Annotated in this window: 11 protein-coding genes; 4 read left to right on the forward strand and 7 right to left on the reverse strand. The window is 68.2% G+C overall.

All coding sequences use genetic code 11. The annotated features are described in order from the left end of the window. Positions 1-5 precede the first annotated feature (5 nt). Entirely contained in the window at positions 6-644 is a 639-nt protein-coding gene (gene axyZ, locus ADE01S_RS00815) for a multidrug efflux transcriptional repressor AxyZ (RefSeq protein WP_062679557.1), read from the reverse strand. 204 nt (positions 645-848) lie between these two features. Between axyZ and ADE01S_RS00820 the strand changes: the two genes are divergently transcribed. Genes ADE01S_RS00820 through oprZ form a run of 3 tightly spaced genes read left to right on the forward strand, consistent with a single transcriptional unit; the run spans position 849 to position 6,574 of the window. Further along, positions 849-2,051, forward strand: a complete 1,203-nt coding sequence (locus ADE01S_RS00820; protein WP_062679558.1) for a MexX/AxyX family multidrug efflux RND transporter periplasmic adaptor subunit — start codon at positions 849-851, stop codon at positions 2,049-2,051. Between the two features lie 6 nt (positions 2,052-2,057). Then, complete coding sequence (locus ADE01S_RS00825; RefSeq protein ID WP_062679559.1) at positions 2,058-5,195, forward strand: multidrug efflux RND transporter permease subunit; 3,138 nt, start codon at positions 2,058-2,060, stop codon at positions 5,193-5,195. Then, positions 5,192-6,574, forward strand: coding sequence for a multidrug efflux RND transporter outer membrane subunit OprZ (oprZ, locus tag ADE01S_RS00830; protein ID WP_062679560.1), 1,383 nt, complete (start codon positions 5,192-5,194; stop codon positions 6,572-6,574). Before ADE01S_RS00825 ends, oprZ begins: the two co-directional genes overlap by 4 nt. A 4-nt stretch (positions 6,575-6,578) precedes the next feature. On the opposite strand, the gene ADE01S_RS00835 is transcribed toward oprZ, so the two are convergent. The 5 genes from ADE01S_RS00835 to ADE01S_RS00855 form a co-directional block, all read right to left on the reverse strand. After that, the gene (locus tag ADE01S_RS00835) at positions 6,579-7,235 is read right to left on the reverse strand and encodes a helix-turn-helix transcriptional regulator (protein WP_062679561.1); all 657 of its coding nucleotides are present in this window, start codon (positions 7,233-7,235) and stop codon (positions 6,579-6,581) included. Positions 7,236-7,288: 53 nt separating this feature from the next. After that, the gene (locus ADE01S_RS00840; protein ID WP_062679562.1) at positions 7,289-8,734 is read right to left on the reverse strand and encodes an efflux transporter outer membrane subunit; all 1,446 of its coding nucleotides are present in this window, start codon (positions 8,732-8,734) and stop codon (positions 7,289-7,291) included. A 15-nt stretch (positions 8,735-8,749) separates the two neighbouring features. Next, on the reverse strand, positions 8,750-11,854 hold the full coding sequence (locus ADE01S_RS00845; protein WP_062679563.1) for a MexW/MexI family multidrug efflux RND transporter permease subunit: 3,105 nt from the start codon (positions 11,852-11,854) through the stop codon (positions 8,750-8,752). Between the two features lie 16 nt (positions 11,855-11,870). Then, complete coding sequence (locus ADE01S_RS00850) at positions 11,871-13,004, reverse strand: efflux RND transporter periplasmic adaptor subunit (protein WP_062679862.1); 1,134 nt, start codon at positions 13,002-13,004, stop codon at positions 11,871-11,873. A 165-nt stretch (positions 13,005-13,169) separates the two neighbouring features. After that, the gene (locus ADE01S_RS00855) at positions 13,170-15,137 is read right to left on the reverse strand and encodes a BCCT family transporter (RefSeq protein ID WP_062679564.1); all 1,968 of its coding nucleotides are present in this window, start codon (positions 15,135-15,137) and stop codon (positions 13,170-13,172) included. Between the two features lie 118 nt (positions 15,138-15,255). Here ADE01S_RS00855 and ADE01S_RS00860 point away from each other — a divergent pair, with 118 nt between their 5' ends. Continuing rightward, a complete protein-coding gene (locus tag ADE01S_RS00860) occupies positions 15,256-15,636 on the forward strand; it encodes a VOC family protein (RefSeq protein ID WP_062679565.1) in 381 nt (126 codons plus the stop codon). Positions 15,637-15,654: 18 nt separating this feature from the next. On the opposite strand, the gene ADE01S_RS00865 is transcribed toward ADE01S_RS00860, so the two are convergent. After that, complete coding sequence (locus tag ADE01S_RS00865; protein ID WP_062679566.1) at positions 15,655-16,278, reverse strand: TetR/AcrR family transcriptional regulator; 624 nt, start codon at positions 16,276-16,278, stop codon at positions 15,655-15,657. Between the last annotated feature and the right edge of the window lie 89 nt (positions 16,279-16,367).

Genomic DNA, 16,367 nt, shown 5'->3' on the forward strand with positions numbered 1-16,367 from the left:
GGGAATCAGGCGGCCTGCGGCGTCAGCAGGTGCGAGGAAAGCCGGAGGGTGTCGATGGCGGCGCGCAGCATGCGGTCGACGCGCGGCCAGAGGTCGCCCTTGAGGCGGTCGGACCAGCACAGGCTGTCGAACACGCCGTCGACCAGCGAATGCAGGTAGATGTTGGAGAGCCGGATGTCCAGCGCGCGCGGCAGGTCTTCGCGCTTGACGGCGGCGCGCAGCAGTTTCTCGGACGTGCGCAGGGCATGCCGCTCCCAGAGGTCGCGCCGGCGCAGGAGCGGCGCGTTTTCGTCGCTGCGCTCGCACTTCAGGTAGAGGATTTCCAGCACGCGCTGCACCGAGCCTTCTTCCGCGTAGATCTGGATGTATTGGCGCATCGAATCGTAGAGCGACTCCAGCGCCTCGCCTTCGGTGGATACGTGGGTCAGCGGCGCTGCTTCGCCCAGCGCGCGGTCGCACATGGCGATACAGACGTCGATCTTGTTCTTGTAATGGCCGTAGACGGCGCCCCGGGAAACCCCTGCGTAATCGGCAATGTCGCTCATGGTGGTGCCGGCGACGCCCTTGGACAGGAACACGCGCTCGGCGGCATCCAGGATGCGGCTGCGGGTGCGTTGGGACTCTTCTTTCGTCTTGCGGGCCATGCGGAAACCTCCCCTAAAAAAAGGCGGCCGCTGTTTCAGGCGGCCTCCATTTCCATTGTGAATAAGTGTGAAGCCGCCAGCATACTTTCCAACAAAGTAATTAATCAATCGTGACGGATTAAATGCTAGACTCGCCTCCCACCTGGAAAGTTGGCGCCTTTCCGCACTCTTGCCCTCCGCGGGCGCATCGCAACAATTTTAAAAATGAAGCACCGAGTCTCCCTGCCTACACTCGCCCTTATTTCCGTATCAATTCTTATTACGGGTTGTTCCAAGCCCTCGCCCGAAGACACCGCGCAGGCGCCCGCCGAAATCGGCGTCATCGTCGCCGCGGCCACGCCCACCAGCGTCAGGACAGAACTGCCCGGCCGCCTGGAGCCGTACCGCGAAGCCGAAGTGCGCGCCCGCGTGGCCGGCATCGTCACCGCGCGCCTCTACGAAGAAGGACAGGACGTGGCGCGCGGCGCCGCCCTGTTCCAGATCGATCCGGCGCCGTTGCAGGCCTCCTACGATTCCGAGGCCGCGAATCTGGCGCGCGCGCAGGCCAACCTCTCGGCCGCGGCCGACAAGCTGCGCCGCTACGCGGACCTGGTGTCCGACCGGGCCATCAGCGAACGCGACCATGCAGAGAGCGTGGCGCAGGAACGCCAGGCCCGCGCGGAAGTGGCGCTGGCCCGCGCCAACCTGCAAAGCGCCAAATTGAAGCTGGACTACGCCCGCGTCACCTCGCCCATCGAGGGCCGCGCGCGCCGCGCGCTGGTGACCGAGGGCGCGCTCGTGGGCGAGGGCCAGGCCACGCCCTTGACGGTAGTTCAGCAGATCGATCCCATCTACGTGAACTTCGCGCAGCCGGCGGCGGAGGTCGTGCAGTTGCAGAAGCAGATCCGCGCGGGCGCCCTGCAAGGCATGTCGCCGGACCAGGTGCGCGTGCGGCTCCTGCTGCCCGACGGGTCCGAGTACGGGCGCGCGGGCACGCTGTCCTTCGCGGACCTGGCCGTCGATCCCGGCACGGACAACGTGACGATGCGGGCGCTGTTCGACAACCCCGACCGCGACCTGCTGCCCGGCATGTACGTGCGGGTGCAGCTGGAGCAGGCCATCAACCGCGACAGCTACCTGGTGCCGCGCAACGCCTTGCTGCGCAACGCCGAGGGCGCCCACGTGCTGGCCGCCGGCGACGACGGCGAACTGCGCAAGGTCGCCGTCGTCGCCCACCGCCTGCAAGGGCCCAACTGGATCGTCACGCAGGGCCTGGAAGGCGGCGAGCGCATCGTGGTCGAGAACGCCGCCCAACTGGCGGCCGGCCAGAAGATCAAGGCGGTGGAACGGCCCGCGCCGCGCGCCGCGCCCCCGGAGACGGCCGCTCCTGCCGGGCAGCCGCTGCCCGCCTCCGGCCAACAAGGATAAGTCGCCATGGCGCGTTTCTTTATCGATCGCCCTGTTTTCGCGTGGGTGATCTCCCTGCTGATCGTGCTGGTCGGCATCCTGTCCATCCGCGCCCTGCCGGTGGCCCAGTATCCCGACATCGCGCCGCCCGTGGTCAACGTGGGCGCCAGCTACCCGGGCGCCTCGGCCAAGGTGGTCGAAGAGGCGGTGACCGCCATCATCGAACGCGAGATGAACGGCGCTCCCGGGCTGATGTACACCTCGTCGTCCAGCGACTCGACCGGCTGGGCAAGCATCAACCTCACCTTCAAGCAGGGCACCAACCCCGACCTCGCGGCCGTGGAAGTGCAGAACCGGCTGAAGGCCGTGGAGCCCCGCCTGCCGGAAGCGGTGCGGCGCGACGGCGTGCGCGTGGAAAAGGCGGCCGACAACATCCAGCTGGTGGTGTCGCTCAAGTCGGACGGCGCCCTGGACGATATCCAGCTGGGCGAGCTGGCCGCCTCGAACGTGCTGCAGGCCCTGCGCCGGGTGGAAGGCGTGGGCAAGGTGCAGTCCTTCGGCGCCGAGGCGGCCATGCGCATCTGGCCCGATCCGGCCAAGCTGACCGCCCTGTCGCTGACGCCGGGCGATATCGTCGCGGCCCTGCGCAGCCACAACGCGCGCGTGACCATCGGCGAACTCGGCAACCAGGCCGTGCCCAAGGACGCGCCGCTGAACGCCAGCATCGTCGCGGGCGAAACCCTGCAGACGCCCGAGCAGTTCGCCAACATTCCGCTGCGCGCCCAGCCCGGCGGCGCCACGCTGCGCCTGAAGGACGTGGCCCGGGTCGAGCTCGGCGGCACCGACTATATGTACCTGTCGCGCGTGAACGGCATGACCGCCACCGGGCTGGGCATCAAGCTGGCGCCGGGTTCCAACGCGGTGGAGACCACCCGGCGCATCCGCGCGACCATGCAGGAGCTGGCCCAGTACTTCCCGCCGGGCGTGACCTGGGACATCCCGTACGAGACATCCACCTTCGTCGAGATCTCGATCCGGAAGGTGCTGATGACGCTGCTGGAAGCCGTGGCCCTGGTGTTCTGCGTGATGTACCTGTTCATGCAGAACTTCCGCGCGACGCTGATTCCCACCCTGGTGGTGCCGGTGGCGCTCCTGGGCACGCTGGGCGCGATGCTGGGACTGGGCTATTCCATCAACGTGCTGACGATGTTCGGCATGGTGCTGGCCATCGGCATCCTGGTGGACGACGCCATCGTCGTGGTCGAGAACGTCGAGCGCATCATGGCCGAGGAAGGCCTGGCCCCGCGCGAGGCCACGGTGAAGGCCATGCGCCAGATCAGCGGCGCCATCGTCGGCATCACCGTCGTGCTGGTATCGGTGTTCGTTCCGATGGCGTTCTTCGACGGCGCGGTGGGCAACATCTACCGCCAGTTCGCCGTGACGCTGGCGGTATCGATCGCCTTCTCGGCGTTCCTCGCGCTGTCGCTGACGCCGGCGCTGTGCGCCAGCATGCTCCGGCCGATCGACGCCGGGCATCACGAGAAGCGCGGCTTCTTCGGCTGGTTCAACCGGGCCTTCGCGCGCCTGACCGCGCGCTACACGGCGCGGGTATCGGGCGTGCTCGCCCGGCCGGCGCGCTTCGGCCTGGCCTACCTGGCGGTGATCGGCGTGGCGGCGCTGCTGTTCGCCCGGCTGCCGTCGTCGTTCCTGCCCGAAGAGGACCAGGGGAGCTTCATGGCCATGGTCATCCTGCCCCAGGGCGCCCCGCAGGCGGAGACCATGGCGGTCGTGAAGGACGTCGAACGCTACATGATGGAGAACGAGCCGGTGGCGTACGTGTATTCGGTCAACGGTTTCAGCGAGTACGGCAGCGGCCCGAACTCGGCCATGTTCTTCGTGACGCTCAAGGACTGGAAGCAGCGCCGCGGCGCCGACCAGCATGTGGACGCCGTGGTCGAGCGCGTCAACGCCGCCTTCGCCGCCCGCAAGAACGTCATGGTGCACGCGTTGAATTCGCCTCCGCTGCCGGACCTGGGCTCCACCTCGGGCTTCGACTTCCGCCTGCAGGACCGCGCCGGCCTGGGCCACGACGCCCTGGCCGGCGCCCGCCAGCAGCTGCTGGCGGCGGCGGCCGCCCACCCGGCCCTGGCGGACGTGGTGTTCGCGGGCCAGGAGGACGCGCCTCAGCTGGCGCTGCGCGTGGACCGCGACAAGGCCCAGGCCATGGGCGTGCCCATGGACGAGATCAACACGGCGCTGGCGGTGATGTACGGCTCGGACTACATCGGCGATTTCATGCTCAACGGCCAGGTCCGCCGCGTGACGGTGCAGGCCGACGGCAAGAGCCGCGTCGACGTGGACGACGTGTCGCGCCTGCACGTGCGCAACGTGCAGGGCCAGATGGTGCCGCTGTCCGCCTTCGCCACGCTGGAGTGGTCCATGGGCCCGCCGCAGCTGAACCGCTACAACGGCTTCCCCTCGTTCACCCTCAACGGGTCGGCGGCTCCCGGACACAGCAGCGGAGAGGCCATGCGCGCGATGGAGACGCTCGCGGCGGACCTGCCGCGCGGCATCGGCTTCGATTGGTCGGGCCAGTCCTATGAGGAACGCCTGTCCGGCAGCCAGGCGCCCGTGCTGTTCGCCCTCTCGGTGCTGGTGGTGTTCCTGGCGCTGGCCGCGCTGTACGAAAGCTGGTCCATCCCCCTGGCGGTGATCCTGGTGGTGCCGCTGGGCGTGATCGGCGCCCTGCTGGGCGTGAGCCTGCGCGGCATGCCGAACGACATCTACTTCAAGGTGGGCTTGATCGCCACCATCGGCCTGTCGGCCAAGAACGCCATCCTGATCGTCGAGGTGGCCAAGGACCTGGTGCGCGACGGCCAGGGCCTGGTGTCGGCCACGCTGGAAGCCGCGCGGCTGCGGCTGCGGCCCATCGTAATGACGTCGCTGGCCTTCGGCGTGGGCGTGCTGCCGCTGGCGCTGGCCACCGGGGCGGCGTCCGGCGCCCAGGCCGCGATCGGCACGGGCGTGCTGGGCGGCATCATCACCGCCACGGTGCTGGCCGTCTTCCTCGTGCCCCTTTTCTTCCTCATCGTGGGCCGCGTGCTGGGCATGCGCGCCCGCCCCGCGCGTCCCGAAGACCGCGAAACGCTGGAGATCTCGCCATGAAGGTCGTGGCAATGCCCCTGCTGGCGCTGGCCCTGGCCGGCTGCTCGCTGGCCCCCACCTACGAACGCCCGGCCGCGCCGGTGCCGGCCGCCTACGGCGTGCCGCCAGCCGACGGCCAGGTCGCCCCGCCTCAGGATTGGCGCGCCTACTTCAACGATCCGGCGCTACAGGCCTGGATCGAGGCCGCGCTGGCCAACAACCGCAATCTGCGGGTGGCGGCGCTGCGCATCCAGGAAGCCCGCGCGCTGTATGGCGTGCAGCAGGCCGACCGGCTGCCGTCCATCGACGGCACCGGCGAATTCAGCCGCGGCCGCGGCGCGGAGCCGGGCCAGTCCCGCATGCCGGTCTCGGACCGCTACCGCGCGGCGGTCGGCATCGCCGCGTTCGAGCTGGATTTCTTCGGCCGCGTGAAAAGCCTGAGCGACGCCGCGCTGTCGCGCTACCTCGCCAGCGAGGAAGCACACCGCGCCGCCACGCTGTCGCTGGTGTCGGAGACGGCCGCGGCTTACTTCAACCAGCGCTCGCTGGCCGAGCAACTGCGCCTGACCGAGAGCACGCTGGCGCTGCGCGAAGCCTCGCTCAAGCTGACCCAGCGCCGCTACGACGCGGGGCTGGAGACGGCCGTGGGGCTGCGCACCGCGCAGATGCTGGTGGAATCCTCGCGCGCGACACATGCCGAGCTGAGCCGGGAGTACCGCCAGGCCGTGAACACGCTGGGCCTGCTGGCGGGAGACCTCGCCCTGCCGCCCGACCCCGACGCGGTCGCGCTGGAAAGCCAGAGCCTCACGCCCCTGGCGGCGGGCCTGCCCTCGGCCCTCCTGGCCCGGCGCCCGGATCTGCGCCAGGCGGAAGACACGCTGCGGGCCGCCAACGCCGACATCGGCGCGGCGCGCGCCGCGTTCTTCCCGTCGGTGCAATTGACGACCGACGTCGGCACCACGGCCAGCAGTTTCTCCGACCTGTTCGGCTCAGGCACCGGCACCTGGATCTTCGCGCCCAAGCTGACGCTGCCTATCTTCAACGCGGGCCGCAACAGCGCCAACCTGTCGCTGGCCGAAGCGCGCAAGGACATCGCGGTGGCGCAATACGAAGGCAGCATCCAGCAGGCCTTCCGCGAGGTCGCCGACGCGCTGTCGGCGCGCGATACGCTACGCGCCCAGATCGACGCCCAGCGCAAGGTGCGCGATGCCGACCGCGACCGCCAGCGCCTGACCGAAAGGCGCTACGAACGCGGCGTGGCAAGCTATCTGGAAATGCTGGAAGCGCAGCGCAGCCTGTTCGAGTCCGAGCAGGAATTCATCCGGCTGCAGCAACGCCGTCTGGTCAACGCGGTGGAACTCTACAAGGCATTGGGCGGCTGGGAGCAGCCCGGCTCGTGACGGCTCAGCCGCCCTTGTCGATGCGATAGGCGCAGCGGCGAGCGCCCGTGAGGATGTGCTCTTCTCGCCGGACCCGGACCTCGTCTCCGAGCACCTTGTGGAAGAGTTCCAGTTCGCTGCGGCAGAAACCCATACAGGCTTTTGCCGCGGAACAGATCGGGCAATGGTTCTCGATGAAGAGGAAGTCGCGGCCATCCTTGCGCAGCTCGGCCATGTAGCCTTCGGCGCAACGGACTTCCACCAGCCGCTCCAGCCGTTCCTTCAGGCTGCGGGCGCCCTGCATGGCCTGGCGATAGCTGCCGAGCATGGCGGCCTCGCGCGCCTGGATCAGCTTTTCGACGCCATCCTCGCCGAACACCTGGCGGATGGCGCCCAGCATCTGCACCGTCATTTCGGCATGCGTGTCCGGGAAACGGCCGTGCCCGGCGTCGGTCAGGAACCAGATCTGGGTGGGCCGTCCCCGGCCCGCGCTATGGCTTTCGGAATCCACCAGCCCCTCCGCATGCAAGCGGGCCATCTGCTGGCGCACGGCCTCGGCCGTCACGTCCATGGCGCGGGCGATGACGGCAACGGACTGCGGGCCGCGCGTCTTCAAGGTCATGAGCACGCGGTCCGCGGGTTGATGCTCCCAGACGACGGGATGGGACGGACTGTCAGACATGGATGGGGATTCTCCGGATGTTTGCCTATGGTGCCACGAACCGCGCCGGCCGGTCAGCCAGCAGCGGCCCGCGGCGCCGTCGACGGCGCCTCCCATCCGCCCCCCAGCGCCTTGTAGAGCGCGATCAGGCGGGTGTAGGACTCCGTCTCGGCGATCGCCACGGCGTCCTGGGCGCGCAAAAGCGTACGCTGCGCGTCCAGCACCGTCAAATAAGGGGTACTGCCTTCGCGGTAGCGCAGTTGCGCCAGTTCCGCCGCCCTGCCGCTATGCGCGGCGGCCTGCGCCAGGCTGCCCAGGCGCTGCTGCGTCTGCCCGTATTCCGTCAGCGCCGCTTCCAGTTCCTCGACCGCGCGCAGCACCGTCTGCTCGTAGCTGGCGACGGCGCCGTCGGCGCGCGCCACCGCGCCGCGCTTGCGCGCCAGCGCCGTGGGCAGATGGAAGGCCGGCCAGTTGGCAGTGGCCGCCACGCTGAACGCGCGGCTGGCCGACGAACCGAAATCCGCGCCGCGCAAGGCGACGAAGCCCAGGAACCCGCCCAGGTCTATGCGTGGATACAGCTCCGCGGTCGCCACGCCCACGTCGGCATTGGCGGCGGCCATGCCGCGTTCGGCCGCCAGCACGTCCGGACGGCGCGACAACAAGGCGCTCACGTCGCCGATCGGCAGACGGGTATCCAGCGGCGCCAGCGCCTTGCCCGCGTCCAGCTCGCCCAGCTCCACGGGCCGCAGGCCCGCCAGCACCGCGATCCGGTACTGCGCCAGGCGCCGGGCGGCTATCTGCACCGGCACGCTCGCCTGCACCGTCTCCAGTTCGGCGCGGGCGCTGGCCAGGTCGCCCTCGTCGCCGCGGCCGGCGGACACCATGGCCTGGATCACGCGCAGGCTGTCCCGCTGGCTCTCCAGGTTGGCGCGCGCCACGGCCAGGCGCTGCTCCGCGCCGCGCAGCTCGAAATAGTTGCGCGCCACTTCGGCGGCCACCACGATGCGGGCCTGGGCCAGGTCCGCGGCCTGCGCCTCGCTGCGCGCGGCCGCGCCTTCCGCCGCCCGGCGCAGCCGGCCGAACAGGTCCAGTTCCCAGGTGGCGTCGAAGCCCGCACGGTAACTCTGCGCCAGGTTGCGCTGGCCGGTGGCGCCGGCATTGGCTTGGGACAGGCTGCGTTCATAGCCGCCTCCCAACGTGACCGCCGGCAGTTGATCCAGCTCTTTTTCATCCAGCACCGCCCGCGACTCCGCCAACCGCGCCTGCGCGATGCGGATGTCTAGGTTGCGGGACAGCGCCAGATCGATCAGCCGGTCCAGCTGGGGATCCTGCAATTGCTTCCACCAGTCGCGCTGCAGCCGGTCGGTGGAGAACAGGGCCTGCTCGGGGCTGGCCAGCGCCACCGGCGCGGCCTGGGGCTTCCGGTAGTCGGGGCCGACGGCGCAGCCTGCGGTGGCCAGCGCGGCCAGCAGCACGGCCGCGCCGCGACGCAGGCGTATGGAAAATCGGGAATTCTTCATGATCGTTTCCTTCGGCTAGGCGGCGGCGCCCGGCACCGCGGCGTCCTCGGCCTGGGCCAGCGCAAGTTCCCGGGCGCGCGGCGTATCGTTCGCCGCCCGGTGGTCGCGGGCGAATACGGTATAGACGGTGGGCAGCACGAACAGCGTGAACAGCGTGCCCACCAGCAGGCCGACCACGATGACCAGGCCCAGGCTGTAGCGGCTGTGCGCGCCCGCGCCGGTCGCGAACAGAAGCGGAATCAGGCCCATGACCATGGCGGCGGTCGTCATCAGGATGGGACGCAGGCGGATGCGGGCGGCCTGCTCCATGGCGGCGCGCCGGTCCAGCCCGTGGCTGACCTGCATTTCGTTGGCGAATTCCACCATCAGGATGCCGTGTTTGCTGATCAGGCCGATCAGCGTCACCAGCCCGATCTGCGTATAGATGTTGACCGTGGCCATGCCCAGCGCCAGCGGGATCAGCGCGCCGCAGATGGACATGGGCACGCTCACCAGGATGATGAACGGATCCCGCAGGCTCTCGTACTGGGCGGCCAGCACCAGGTAGATCACGATGATGGCGAAGATGAAGGTGATCATCAGCGCCGAACCCTCCTGGGTGAACTGGCGCGCGTCCGACTGCCAGTCGTAGCTGAAGCCCGCGGGCAGCGTCTGCGCCTGGCGCGTCAGGAACTGGACGGCATCGCCCATGGTGACGCCCGGCATGGGAATCGCCTGGAACGTGGCGGCGTTGAGCTGGTTGAACTGCGTGAGCGAGTTGGGTTCGACGCCCATGGACACGCTCACGATGTTCGACAGCGGCACCTGCGCGCCGCTGGCGCTCTTGACGTAGTAGCGCGCCAGCGATTCCGGCGAGATGCGCTGTTCGCGCAGGCTCTGCGGGATCACGTCATAGGACCGGCCGTCCATGCCGAAGCGGTTCACGTAGTTCTCGCCCACCAGCACGGCCAGCGTGTCGCCGATGGCTTTCATGGTGACGCCCAGGCTGTTGGCCTTGGCCCGGTCCACCTTCAGCCGCACCACCGGATTGTTGTAGTCCAGGTCGCTGTCGACCACCATGAACAGGCCGCTTTCGCGCGCGGCCTTCTTCAGCCCTTCCATGGCCTCGTAGACGACGGGATAGTCCGAGGCGCTCATGACGACCATCTGCACCGGCAGCCCGCCGGTGGAACCCGGCAGGGACGGCAGCTGGAAGGCGAAGATGTTGCTGCCTTCCACCTGGTTGGCCATCGACTGCATGTCGGCCTGGATTTCGTCGGCCGAGCGCTTGCGATGCTCCCAGGAGACGAAGTCCACGCCGCCGATGCTGTTGGACACGCCGTCGGAGCCGTTGATCAGCCAGCGGCCGTTCTGCTCGGGCAGGGTCTTCATCACGTCGTCCCACTTCTTGCCGAACTTCTCCACGTAGTCGATGTTGGCCTGTTGCGGAGACTTGATCGCCGTCAGCACGGTGGACTGGTCCTCGACGGGCGCCAGTTCGCGCTGGGCGGCGTTGTACAGGAACGGCAGGCTGATCAGCACCGCCACGGCCACCAGGCCGGTCACCCAGCGGTGATGCAGCGACACGTCCAGCACCCGGCCGTAGGCGTCGCCCAGGCGGCCGAAGAAATGCTCGGCCCGGCGCGCCATCCAGCTTTCGGACACGCGGTTGTCCAGCAGGAAGGAGCTCATCACGGGCGACAGGGTCAGCGCGATGACGCCAGATACGACCACGGCCCCGGCCAACGTGAACGCGAACTCCTTGAACAGCGAACCGGTAAGGCCGCCCATGAGGCCGATGGGCGCATAGACCGCCGCCAGCGTGATCGTCATCGCGATCACCGGCCCCGCGACCTCGCGCGCTCCGATGAGCGCCGCCCGCACGGGCGACTTGCCCTCCTCGATGTGGCGATGCACGTTTTCCACCACCACGATGGCGTCGTCGACCACCAGGCCGATCGCCAGCACCATGGCCAGCAGGGTCAGCAGGTTCACGCTGAAGCCGAACAGGGCCATGATCGCCGCCCCGCCCAGCATGGACAGGGGGATGGTCACCACCGGGATCAGCACCGCGCGCAGGGAGCCCAGGCACAGGAAAATGACGGCCACCACGATGGCGATGGCCTCGATCAGCGTGCGCACCACGCCGTCGATGGACGCGCTGATGAAGCGCGCCAGTTCGAACGGCACCTGCACGCTGGTGCCCGGAGGCAGGTTCTGCTTGATGTTGGGCAGCAGTTCGTTCAGGCGTTTCACGATGACCAGCGGGTTGCCCACCGGCGTGGCGTTCAGGCCGAAGTACACCGCCGGCTCGCCGTCCATGAGGCCGCTGGAGTCCGTCGACGCCGCGCCCAGTTCCACCGTGGCCACGTCGCCCAGCCGCACGATGGCGTCGCCCTCGCGCTTGACCACCATGTCGCGGAACTCCGCCACGTTGACCAGGTCGGTGTTGACCTGGATGTTGGATACGACGTACAGGCCCTTGGCCTGTCCCGGCGCGGCCTGCACGTTGTTCTCGCGCAGCGCGTCGGCCAGCTCGCCCGCGGAAATGCCGCGCGCCGCCATCCGGTTGGGATCCAGCCAGACCCGCATGGCCAGCTTCTGCCCGCCGTACAGTTCCACGCTGGCCACGCCGTCGATGGACGAAAGCTGCGGCTGCACCACGCGCGACAGGTAGTCGGTGAGCGCGGCCAGGGACAGGGTCGAGCTGGAGAATCCCACGTAGGCCACCGCGGTGGCCTCTCCGGCGGACTTCACCAGCACCGGATCGTAGACGTCCTGCGGCAGGCGGTACTTGACCTCGTTCACCTTGGCCATCACCTCGGTCATGGCCTTGTTCGAATCGGCGTTCAGCTTCATCCGCACCGTGATGACGCTGCGGCCCTGGGTGGAGGACGAGGACAGGTAGTCGATGCCCTCCACGGTGGCCACGGACTGCGCGATCGGCTGGGTGACGAAGCCCTGCATCAGGTCGGGCGAGGCGCCCGGATACTGCGTGGTGATCGTGATGGTGGTGCTTTCGGTCAAGGGATACTGCCGCACCGGCAGGCCGCTCAAGGCCTTGATGCCCAGAAGCAGGATCAGGGTGCTGACGACCAGGGCCAGCACCGGCCTGCGCACGAAGAGATCGGTGAATTTCATGTTCGCTCCCGCGCCCTCACCGTGCCTGCGCCACGGCTTGCCGCAAGCCGTCCAGCGCGACGGTGTCCTCGGCGCTTACCTCCACCGCCGCGCCGTTGTGCAGGCGCAGTTGGCCCGAGGTCACCACGCGGTCTCCGGCCTGCAGGCCTTCGGTCACGACGACCCGTCCGCGCGCGCGCTCCGCGGTCTTCACATAGGCCTGCCTGACGGTCGGCGGGGCGCCTTCCTGCCCCGGCTTGGGCGGCGTCAGCACGTAGACGGAATCGCCGTAGGCGCTGTAGCTGACCGCGGTTTCGGGCACCGTGATCACGTCCGGCCGGGCGGGCAGTCCGACCTCGCCGTGCGCGAACATGCCGGCCGCCAGCGCGCCGTCGGCATTGGGCAGGGTGGCCTGCACGCGCACGGTGCGCGAGCCTGGGTCCACCTGCGGTTCCACCGTGGTGACCTGGCCGGCGAAGACGCGTCCGGCATGGGCGTCCACCGTCACGGCCACGGGCTGGCCCACGCGCAGTGCCCCCAGGGCCTGCTCGGGCAACGTAATGTTGGCGTACATGGCGGAGCCGTCGGTCAGGGACACCAGCGGATCGCCCGCCCGGGCGAACTGGCCCAGGTTCACCCGGCGCACGCCGAGCACGCCGTCGAACGGCGCCTTGATGCGCTTCTGCTCGATCAGCGCCTGCATGCGCTTGATGTCTCCCGCCGCCTGGTCGTAGTCCGCCTGGGCCTGGTCCAGCTGCTCGCGCGTGGCCGCCTGTTGCGGCAGCAGGCGGCGCGTGCGTTCCAGCAAGGCGCGGGCGTTGCGGGCCTGGGCCTGCAGCCGCGCCAGTTCGCCCTGCTCGGGCGCGTCGTTCAACTGCACCAGCAACTGGCCGGCGCGGACCCGCTCGCCCGGCGTGAACAGGATCTGGGCCACCCGGCCGTCCACCTCGGCCGCCACCAGCACCTGACGCGTGGCCTCCAGCGAACCGATGCCGCCCAGGGCGACGGGGAAGTCCGCCTGCTCGGCGGCCGCGACGGCGACCTTGGCCGGCGCCATGGACCAGCCGCCGTTCTTCGGCGCGCCGCCGTACTTCCAGTACAGCCCGCCCCCCGCCAGCGCCACCGCCAGCGCGACGGCCCCTGCCGTCCATGCTCCTGAATTCGACTTCATCATTCGCTCGCTATTTATCAAAGAATATTCTTGGATAATCCACGATCTCGGCGATTTCGTCAAAAAGGCTTACACAATCCCCCGGATAGCGGCGGCCTATCGGCCGGCGACGAGACGAAAAAAAGCCGCCGGGAATCCCGGCGGCCGATGGAGCGGACAGCGCGCCTAGCGCACCATGTGCAGGTAATGGCGGTGGCGCTCGTATTGGTCGAGGATGTCGCCGATGACGGCGTCGCGGCTCCAGCCCATGATGTCGTAGTCCTGCCCGCCCTCGCGCAGATGGACCTCGGCGCGGAAATACTTGCGCTCTTCTTCGTCGGCCGCCTCTTCCGGCGTCAGGCTCGGCCGCACGAAGGCTTCGGGCCGCACCGCGTACCAGAAGTCCAGGTAGTCCCCATGCGAGACCTCCAGGGTCACGGCCCCCTCGTCTTCATCCTCGCGCACGGCCACGGCATAGCCCTGGCGGCGCAGTTCCTCGGCCACGTCCTCCAGCGCCGGCCGCACCACGTCCGCGATGAAGCGCAGCACGTGGGCGCGGCGCGGCATCATGACCATGTTGCGCAGGCGGCGCTCCCAGGACTGGCCGCCGCGCGTGGGGCGCGACAGGGTCAGCGACTGGTAGCGTATGCCGCGCTTGGTCGCGTCCAGCTTGAGCGCCTTGAACAGGCCCCACAAGGAAAGCAGCAGGATGACCGAGAACGGCAGCGCGCTGGCGATGGTCGCGGTCTGGAGGGCCGTCAGGCCGTCGGCCAGCAGCAGGGCGATCGCCACGGCGCCCATCAACAAGGACCAGAAAATCCGCTGCCACACCGGCGTGCGGTCCGATCCGCCCGAGGCCAGCAGGTCCACCACCAGTGCCCCCGAGTCCGCCGAAGTGACGAAGAAGACCGCCACCATTGCGATCGCGATGACCGACAGCACGCTGCTCCAAGGCAATTGCTCCAGGAAGGCGAACAGCGCCAGCGACGAATCGGCCTCCACGACTTCGGCAAAACCCTGCACTTTGTCGACCAGGATCATGTGGATGGCCGCATCGCCGAACACCGTCATCCAGAACAAGGTGAAGCCCGCCGGCACGAGCAGGACGCCGGTCACGAACTCCCGGATCGTGCGGCCGCGAGAGATGCGCGCAATGAATAAGCCGACGAAGGGCGACCAGGCTATCCACCATCCCCAGTAGAACAGCGTCCAGCCGCCGATCCAGTCGGTGGGTTCATAGGCATAGAGGTTGAAGGTCTTGTTAACGATGTCGGACAGATAGGCGCCGGTGTTCTGGACGAAAGTCTGGAACAGGAACACCGTGGGCCCGACCACCAGCACGAACAGCAGCAGCACCGCGGCCAGCACCAGATTGGTTTCGGACAGGATGCGGATGCCCTTATCCAGGCCGCTGGCCACCGACAGGGTCGCCAGGCCGCAGGTCACGATGATCAGGACGATCTGCGTGGGCACGCCGACGGGCGTGTCGAACAGATGATTGAGGCCGCTGTTGATCTGCGCCACGCCCAGCCCCAGGGACGTCGCTACGCCCAGCACCGTGCCGATGATGGCGAAAATGTCGACGGCATGCCCGATGGGCCCATGGATGCGGTTCCCGATCAGGGGATACAGCGCCGAACGCAGCGTCAAGGGCAAGCCATGCCGATAGCTGAAGAAAGCCAGGATCAGCGCTACCACCGCGTAAATGGCCCAGGCGTGCAGCCCCCAGTGGAAGAAGGTAATTTTCATGGCCTCGCGGGCCGCCGCTACCGTGCCGCCTTCCCCTACCGGCGGCGACATGAAGTGCATGACGGGTTCGGCCACGCCGAAGAACATCAGCCCGATCCCCATGCCCGCGGAGAACAGCATGGCGAACCAGGTGAAATTGCGGTAGTCGGGCTCGCTATGGTCCGGTCCGAGCTTGATGTCGCCATAGCGGCTCACAGCGAGAAACACCACGGCCAGCAGGATGATGGCCACGACCAATATGTAGAACCAGCTGGCGTTACCCAGGATCCAGCCCTGCACGGACTCGAACAGGCTTTGCGCGGATTTCGGTGCCAGGATCGCGAAACCGACCAGCAGCAGCGTAAAAATGGCCGCCGGAAAAAACACCGGACGGTTGATGGTGGATGGTCGGGTTTCTGAAGACATGCTGCCGCTCCTTTCGCCCGAGGGGTGGGTTATCGCAGCGCGTGCCCCCTCAGCCCGGCCGGCGCGCCGCTGGTATTACTATCACGGCCAGAGCCCGGCTGACAATACGGAGAGCTTCATGATCGATCACCTCGACCACCTGGTGCTGACCTGCACCGACCCCGACGCCACGGTGGACTTCTACACCCGCATCCTGGGCATGCGCCTGGAAACCTTCGGCGAAGGCCGGCAGGCGCTGCGCTTCGGCAACCAGAAGATCAACCTGCACGTGCGCGGCCGCGAATTCGAGCCCAAGGCCCACCTGCCGGTACCGGGCGCGCTGGACCTGTGTTTCATCGCCGACCGCCCGCTGGACGAGGTGATCGTCCGCCTGCGCGAAGCCGGCGCCGCCATCATCGAAGGCCCCGTGCCGCGGACCGGCGCGACCGGCAAGATCCGCTCGGTCTACCTGCGGGACCCGGACCTCAACCTGATCGAGATATCGGAACTGCTGCCCTAGCGGGGCCGCGATTTCCCGCTAGCGCGGGCTGGAATCGCCGAAGACCACGCGGCGGAAAAACCCCGCCAGCACCGCCTCGGTCATTTCCGGGGTGACGGCCTGGGGGTCGAAGGCGTAGCTGAATTGCATGCCGTCCGACAGGGCCAGCAGGCCCAGCGCCAGCTGCTCGGCCGGCAAGGGCAGCGGCGTGCCCACCCGCGCCGAAAACTGGCGGATGTATTCGGTCGTGGCCTCGCGCAATTCGCGCAGACAGGTGGTGAAGCCCACCCGGAAATCCGGGTCGCGGGCGGCCTGCAGCTTGGCTTCCATCCACAGCAGGAAACAGTCGTTCTCGCGATAGTGCGTCGAGTAATACTCCAGCACGCGGGCTTCCATCTGGGCCCGCGATTCGCCGTCCTCGAAGATCGCGCGCATGTCGGCCATCACGCTTTCGTGGTCGCGCTTGAGCAACTGCAGGAACAACTCGGACTTGCTGGCGAAATTGGAATAGAAGGCCCCGCGCGTGTACCCCGCCTGCTCGGCGATGTCCTCGACGCTGGCGGCCACGAACCCCTTGGCAAGAAAAATCGATTGCGCAGCGTCGAGCAGACGCTGTCGCGTCTGATCACGGCTTTGCTCTCGCGTAAGACGGACTTTTGACATGGCGCGAGTGTAGCACTGGGTGTCGTTTCAGATTCAACATTGAATCCAGATACATACCTGTATTAGAATCCATGGCGTATCGGGCCGAT

It is taken from the genome of Achromobacter denitrificans NBRC 15125, assembly GCF_001571365.1.
Taxonomy (GTDB): domain Bacteria; phylum Pseudomonadota; class Gammaproteobacteria; order Burkholderiales; family Burkholderiaceae_B; genus Achromobacter; species Achromobacter denitrificans.

What these genes read in the sequence shown, in the direction of transcription:
- axyZ (WP_062679557.1), bottom strand. Translation starts at nt 644, where the DNA reads ATGGCCCGCAAGACGAAAGAAGAGTCCCAACGCACCCGCAGCCGCATC.
- ADE01S_RS00820 (WP_062679558.1), top strand. Translation starts at nt 849, where the DNA reads ATGAAGCACCGAGTCTCCCTGCCTACACTCGCCCTTATTTCCGTATCA.
- ADE01S_RS00825 (WP_062679559.1), top strand. Translation starts at nt 2,058, where the DNA reads ATGGCGCGTTTCTTTATCGATCGCCCTGTTTTCGCGTGGGTGATCTCC.
- oprZ (WP_062679560.1), top strand. Translation starts at nt 5,192, where the DNA reads ATGAAGGTCGTGGCAATGCCCCTGCTGGCGCTGGCCCTGGCCGGCTGC.
- ADE01S_RS00835 (WP_062679561.1), bottom strand. Translation starts at nt 7,235, where the DNA reads ATGTCTGACAGTCCGTCCCATCCCGTCGTCTGGGAGCATCAACCCGCG.
- ADE01S_RS00840 (WP_062679562.1), bottom strand. Translation starts at nt 8,734, where the DNA reads ATGAAGAATTCCCGATTTTCCATACGCCTGCGTCGCGGCGCGGCCGTG.
- ADE01S_RS00845 (WP_062679563.1), bottom strand. Translation starts at nt 11,854, where the DNA reads ATGAAATTCACCGATCTCTTCGTGCGCAGGCCGGTGCTGGCCCTGGTC.
- ADE01S_RS00850 (WP_062679862.1), bottom strand. Translation starts at nt 13,004, where the DNA reads ATGAAGTCGAATTCAGGAGCATGGACGGCAGGGGCCGTCGCGCTGGCG.
- ADE01S_RS00855 (WP_062679564.1), bottom strand. Translation starts at nt 15,137, where the DNA reads ATGTCTTCAGAAACCCGACCATCCACCATCAACCGTCCGGTGTTTTTT.
- ADE01S_RS00860 (WP_062679565.1), top strand. Translation starts at nt 15,256, where the DNA reads ATGATCGATCACCTCGACCACCTGGTGCTGACCTGCACCGACCCCGAC.
- ADE01S_RS00865 (WP_062679566.1), bottom strand. Translation starts at nt 16,278, where the DNA reads ATGTCAAAAGTCCGTCTTACGCGAGAGCAAAGCCGTGATCAGACGCGA.